Genomic DNA, 1385 nt, shown 5'->3' with positions numbered 1-1385 from the left:
GTGGAGGGCGTGGACTACACGGTGGACAACCTCACGCGCGTGTGGAACGCCACCAACGACCAGGACCGCCGCCTGGTGGAGGCCTCGCAGGCCGGCGTGGCCAGCAGCGCCTACGAGCCCGGCCCCTACTCGCCCTTCACCGAGAGCCTGGTGGAGGCCTTTTGCACCTGGTACGTGGACCGCATGCGCGCCGGCGTGAGCGCCGCGCGCTGACGGGCCCGCGCCAGCGGCCCCGCTCCGAACCCCGAGGGACGACGCCATGACCGTGACCTATCTCGACCTCGCCGCAGCGCCCGCCCCCGCCTGGGGCGCGGACGATGAATGGCTCGAATGCGTGCGGGTGCGCGACGAGACCCACGACGTGCGCAGCTTCGTGCTGCGCCCGGTGGAGGCGCGCAGCTTCCGCTACCGCCCGGGCCAGTTCATCACGCTGCGCCTGGACATCGACGGCGAGCCCGTGTACCGCTGCTACACGCTGAGCTCCAGCCCCACGCGGCCCGACACGCTGAGCATCACCGTCAAGCGCGTGCCCGGCGGGCGGGTGTCGAACTGGCTGCACGACAACCTGCGCCCGGGCACGCGGCTGTCGGCCACCGGGCCCGCGGGCAGCTTCTGCTTCCCGCCCGGGTCGGTGAAGGCGCCCGCGCGCGGGCAGCTCTACCTCTCCGGCGGCAGCGGCATCACGCCGCTGATGTCGATGTCGCGCGCCTGGGCCGACCTGGGGCTGGACGCCGACGTGCAGTTCATCCACGCCGCGCGCACGCCGCAGGACATCGTCTTCGCCGAGGAGCTGAAGCTGCTGGCGCGCTCACTGCCGCGCTGGCGCGCCACCATGGTGTGCGAGCAGCGCGGCAGCAACCCCGACTACAGCGGCCTGCTCGGGCGGCTGAGCCTGCCGCTGCTGCGCGCGCAGGTGCCCGACCTGCTCGAGCGCGAGGTGTGGTGCTGCGGCCCCGCGCCCTTCATGGCCGCGGTGCGCGCGATGCTGGCCGAAGCCGGCTTCGACATGGCGCGCTACCACGAGGAAAGCTTCAGCTTCGAGAGCCCGGCGCTTGAGGCCGCGACGGCTGCCGAGGCCGCCCCGGACCCCGGCGCCACCGCCGCCGAGGCGCCGCGCTTTGCCATCACGCTCAAGAACCGCGGCGAGCAGTTCGAGTGCGCCGCGGACGAGACCGTGCTCAAGGCCGCGCAACGCGCCGGCGTGCGCTGGCCGTTCTCGTGTTCCAACGGCGTGTGCGGCACCTGCCGCACGCGCAAGCTCGCCGGCGAGGTGGAGATGAACCAGGGCGGCGGCCTGCGCCCGCGCGAGGTGGCGCAGGGCTGGTTCCTGCCCTGCTGCAGCAAGCCGCTGAGCAATATCGAGGTCGAGCGCTAGTCCGGCACGC

General features: G+C 73.3%; 2 protein-coding genes. Both read left to right on the top strand.

Annotated elements, in window-relative coordinates; translation table 11 throughout:
- The coding region (locus HHL10_RS30090) for an SRPBCC family protein (protein ID WP_310734709.1) at positions 1 to 213 on the top strand (213 nt) is incomplete at its 5' end.
- Between the two features lie 46 nt (positions 214 to 259).
- Positions 260 to 1375, top strand: a complete 1116-nt coding sequence (locus tag HHL10_RS30085; RefSeq protein WP_169164104.1) for an FAD-binding oxidoreductase — start codon at positions 260 to 262, stop codon at positions 1373 to 1375.
- Positions 1376 to 1385: the final 10 nt, after the last annotated feature.

Source organism: Azohydromonas caseinilytica, assembly GCF_012927045.1.
In the GTDB taxonomy this organism is placed as follows: Bacteria; Pseudomonadota; Gammaproteobacteria; order Burkholderiales; family Burkholderiaceae_C; genus Azohydromonas; species Azohydromonas caseinilytica.
This window is presented reverse-complemented; position numbering and strand designations above follow the sequence as displayed.

Bases quoted from the DNA above. Each gene is read 5' to 3' on its own strand.
- HHL10_RS30085 (WP_169164104.1), top strand. From the start codon at position 260: ATGACCGTGACCTATCTCGACCTCGCCGCAGCGCCCGCCCCCGCCTGG.